This window comes from Methanosphaera sp., assembly GCF_016282985.1.
In the GTDB taxonomy this organism is placed as follows: Archaea; Methanobacteriota; Methanobacteria; order Methanobacteriales; family Methanobacteriaceae; genus Methanosphaera.
Window position 1 is genome coordinate 1 of record NZ_JAEELZ010000107.1, and the last position, 4,449, is coordinate 4,449.

Below are 4,449 nucleotides of genomic sequence, written 5' to 3' on the forward strand. Positions count from 1 at the left end.
ATAAAAATAGAAGAAATAAATTCTTCTAAACAATATTTCTATTTTTTACGTCCGAATGAGACAGTTGAAACTAAAGTTAATAATGCCAATACTACTAAAGCAATAGGATTACCCGCTGCTGGAGTTACAGGAATTGCTTTTTCTGCAACAGGAGTTGAAGGTTCTTCTTCAGGTTCATCCACAGGTTCATCCTCAGGCTCTTCCTCTGGTTCCTCAGGTTGAGTTACAGTAATTTGAATAGTAGTGTTGGATGGATTATAATATTCGTTTCCTAAGTATTCAATAGTAGCTTCAGTACTTTCATCAGGTAATTCCACATCTTTGAATACAGCCTTACCATTTTCTACTTCAGCTTTGTATTCTTTACCATTAACTTTTAAGACAGCTGTACCGTTTTGTACAGGGTCCCCGGTTTGATCAACGATATCCGCGGTAATATCTTTCTTATCACCGACTGTACCAGAAACATCTTCACTAGAGGTAGTAGTGTTTAATGGCAAAATATTTACTTTGGATTCCGCTTCAGAAGTGAGATACTCATTAATTCCCTCTTCATGTTTATTATAAGGATATCCGCTATATTCTACTTTATATGCGTAAGTACCAGGAGTAGCATCAAGTTTAATACCTTTGAATACAGCTTGACCGTCAACTACTTCAACAGTGTCAGTATAAGTGCCTGCAGCTAATGTTCCATCACTAAGTTTGTTAGTGAACTCAATAGTTAAAGTAGCAGTTCCACCAGGAACAGCCCCATTATTAGCTTTTTCAATGATTTTTGCAGTAATGTCCACTTCATCACCGAAATAGCCAGTGATCTCTTCAAGTTCAATACTGGTTTTGATGTTATAAACAGCAGTAACAGTGATATTTAGCACTATACCCTCATATTCTGCAGGAGTGACAGTCATTTTATCACCAGGATTAAATTTGTCACCAGTATCATTTCTTTCCCAGTATAAGAATTCTACGTTATCTTTAGGATAATCCGCTGGTTCTTTAAATGTATGTTCATAAGTCACATCATCTGCAGTATGGCTTTCACCACCGCCACCATTACCGAAATTATCAACATATTTACAATTCAAACTGCCAAGAGGAGTAATAGTATATTGAGCAGTATATGAATAGGTATAATTATGACTATAACCGTCTTCATCTTTATAGTTGTTAAATGATTTCTTTTCACCAGTAACTATATTTTGACCTGTTTGGTCATCTTTCCAACCAGTGAAAACATAACGATTACCGTCAAAAGTGAAATTATTCATATTTTCTATACCAACAGTCTGATTACATTTTGTTTCAACAGTTATTGTCCATCCTGCTGAATTAGTGGTAGTTGCACAATTCCATTCTCCAGTAGTTTTGTTAATATAATTTATCTTTACAGTGACTTTACTACTTCCAGTTGGGTTAGGATTTGGGTCAATGTCACCATATTCTGGGTCAAGATCACCTAATGCACTATCATCACTTGATTCATCAACGTCAGATATTGTCTCTTCGGATAAATCAATATCATCTTGTTCTGCACTGACTACATCATCAACATCCGCAGCAGCAACAGCACTTACAGACACCAATGCTAAAATAATCAATGCGACAAACAAAACACGAGTTTTCAATTTATCCATATTTAATTCACCATATTTTTTTCAATATGAAATATCTCCCAAAAAAATAAATCAGTTACAATTTATTTAGATGAAAAACACTCCAAAAAATTCACAATATGTAACTTTTTAGAGAAAAAATATGCTCATCTTAATCTAAAAATATAAAAATCATACTTCCGATAAAATGAATCACATCTTTAAATCATAATAAAAATTTATTAGAAATTTGTCATATTCCAATAACATCAAAAAAAGCTTAACCTTAAAATAGTTAAACCCCGTTACATATAATATATAATTAATTATTTGTTATATATAAAGATTAGCATAAAAATTGAATAAAATTATTATATTTTAGCAAATTACTAAAAATAATAAAAAAATATAATACTTAAATTAGTTAATTGTTTAATTTGTTAATAATCGAATTATAAAAAATGAATGAATTTAAAAAAATATTTAAAAAAATCTTAAAAAAAGTATAAAAAGAGAATGAAAATTAAAAAAATCTTAAAAAAAAATAAAAATGGAAGAAATAAATTCTTCTAAATAAAATATCTATTTTTTACGTCCGAATGAGACAGTTGATACTAAAGTCATTAATGCTAAAACCACTAAAGCAATTGGGTTACCAGCTGCAGGAGTTACAGGAACTGCTTTTTCTGCTGCAGGAGTGGAAGGTTCTTCTTCAGGCTCATCCACAGGTTCATCTACTGGTTCCTCTGGTTCTTCAGGAGCGGTTACAGTAATTTGAATAGTGGTATTGGAAGGATTGTAATAATCGTTTCCTAAATATTCAATAGTAGCAGTAGTGTTTTCAGTTAATTCAACACCTTTAAATACAGCTTTACCATCTTTTACTTCAGCAGTGTATTCTTTACCATTAACTTTTAAGACAGCTGTACCGTTTTGTACAGGGTCTCCATTTTGATCAACGATATCCGCGGTAATATCCTTCTTATCACCGACTGTACCAGAAACATCTTCACTAGTGGTAGTAGTGTTTAATGGTAAAATATTAAGTTTAGATTCTGCTTCAGAAGAAAGATAGTCGTTAATTCCTTCAGAATGTTGATTATATTCATATCCACTATATTCTACTTTATAAGCATAAGTACCAGGATTTTCAAGTTTAACATCCTTAAATACAGCTTGACCATCAACTACTTCAACAGTCTGAGTATAAGTACTTGCACCTAATAAACCATTGCTAAGCTTGTTGCTGTAATCAATAGTTAAAGTAGCAGTTCCACCGGTAGGAACAAGAGTATTATTAACATTCTCAGTGATTTTAGCTACAATATCTACAACATCACCAACATAGCCAGTAATCTCTTCAAGCTCAATACTAGTCTTAAGGTCATAGACAGCATTTACATAAACTTTTACATCTTTACCAGCAAATTCTTCATATGTAATAGTATACTGGTATTGGTCAGAAGAATTTGGATAATATTTTTCCTTGGTATCTTCTCTTTCCCAGTATAAGAATACTGCGCCAGATGGAATATCCGCAGGAGTTCTGAAAGTGTGTGTAAAGTCAACACCATAATTGTTTATACTACTCCAACTACCACTGCCATGACCAAACTTATCAGTGTAGATTAAAGTGAAATTACCTATAACCTCTTCATCATATACTGCAGTAAAAACTACAGTATAATCTGTTCCATTAGGTTTTAAAGTTCTTTCATAACTTTCTGGATCAGTGATTGGTACACCTTCAGGATCTAAAAGATGTTTAAATGTATAATGGATTCCATTAGCATCATATGTATTATATCTGTCTATTTCATCTTCAAACATAGCGTAACGAATAATCCATGTAACACCAGGGTCAATTTTGTTAGTTAATTCAGAATTGACATCATTACCATTTACATCTTTTAAACCAACTACTTTAACAGTGATATTAGATGGTTTTCCTTTAGCCTTATAAATAGCTTTATAGGTTACTGTATAATTCTCTCCAGTATATCCATGGTTATAACTTTTAGTGGAATTTACAAAATTACCTTCACCATCTTCCCAATGATCTAAGTAATACTCAAAACCATCAAGATTGTATCCATTATATGTTTTATTCAGATTGGTAAAATTATTCTTAGATACAAACACATCATAATAAGAACCAGGGTATGGTATATTATATGATTCAGTTATATTTACTTCATTACCAGTACTGTCTTTAACAATATAAGAGATATTTACAAAAGTATCAACATAAGTTTCATACTGAGCAGTTAAAACAACGGTATAATTATATCCAGTAGGTAAAAATACCTGATCACAGCCCCTACCTTGTTTAAAAATTTCACCAGTAACACTATTTTCCCAGTATTGAGTGAAATTATAATTCAAACCATTATATTTGAATCTGTTAACAGGAGGTTTATTATTTAACAAATTGGAATAAGAAATTGTTAAATTTCTATTAGCAGCAACCTTTTTTGATAATGATTGATTGACCACTTCCACTGGACCGTCTTCAGTCATATATGAAAACTTAACAGTAATATAACTACTTCCATCAGGATTTTGAGCCGGTTCATCTTCGGTTAAGACCTCTGTTTCTTCAGTGCTTTGAACATCACTGACTGTCTCTTCGGATAAATCAATATCATCTTGTTCTGCACTGACTACATCATCAACATCTGCAGCTGCAACAGCACTTACAGACACCAATGCTAAAATAATCAATGCAACAAACAAAACACGAGTTTTCAACTTATCCATATTTAATTCACCATATTTTTTTCAATATGAAATATCTCCCAAAAAAATAAATCAGTTACAATTTATTTAGATGAAAAACACCCCAAAATTCACC

General features: G+C 31.8%; 2 protein-coding genes. Both read right to left on the bottom strand.

Annotated elements, in window-relative coordinates; genetic code table 11:
• Positions 1–38 precede the first annotated feature (38 nt).
• A complete protein-coding gene (locus QZZ11_RS06520) occupies positions 39–1,637 on the bottom strand; it encodes a hypothetical protein (RefSeq protein ID WP_292474618.1) in 1,599 nt (532 codons plus the stop codon).
• Positions 1,638–2,177: 540 nt separating this feature from the next.
• The gene (locus QZZ11_RS06525) at positions 2,178–4,355 is read right to left on the bottom strand and encodes a hypothetical protein (protein ID WP_292474620.1); all 2,178 of its coding nucleotides are present in this window, start codon (positions 4,353–4,355) and stop codon (positions 2,178–2,180) included.
• Between the last annotated feature and the right edge of the window lie 94 nt (positions 4,356–4,449).

Coding starts and splice junctions, on each gene's coding strand:
- QZZ11_RS06520 (WP_292474618.1), bottom strand. CDS start 1,637: ATGGATAAATTGAAAACTCGTGTTTTGTTTGTCGCATTGATTATTTTA.
- QZZ11_RS06525 (WP_292474620.1), bottom strand. CDS start 4,355: ATGGATAAGTTGAAAACTCGTGTTTTGTTTGTTGCATTGATTATTTTA.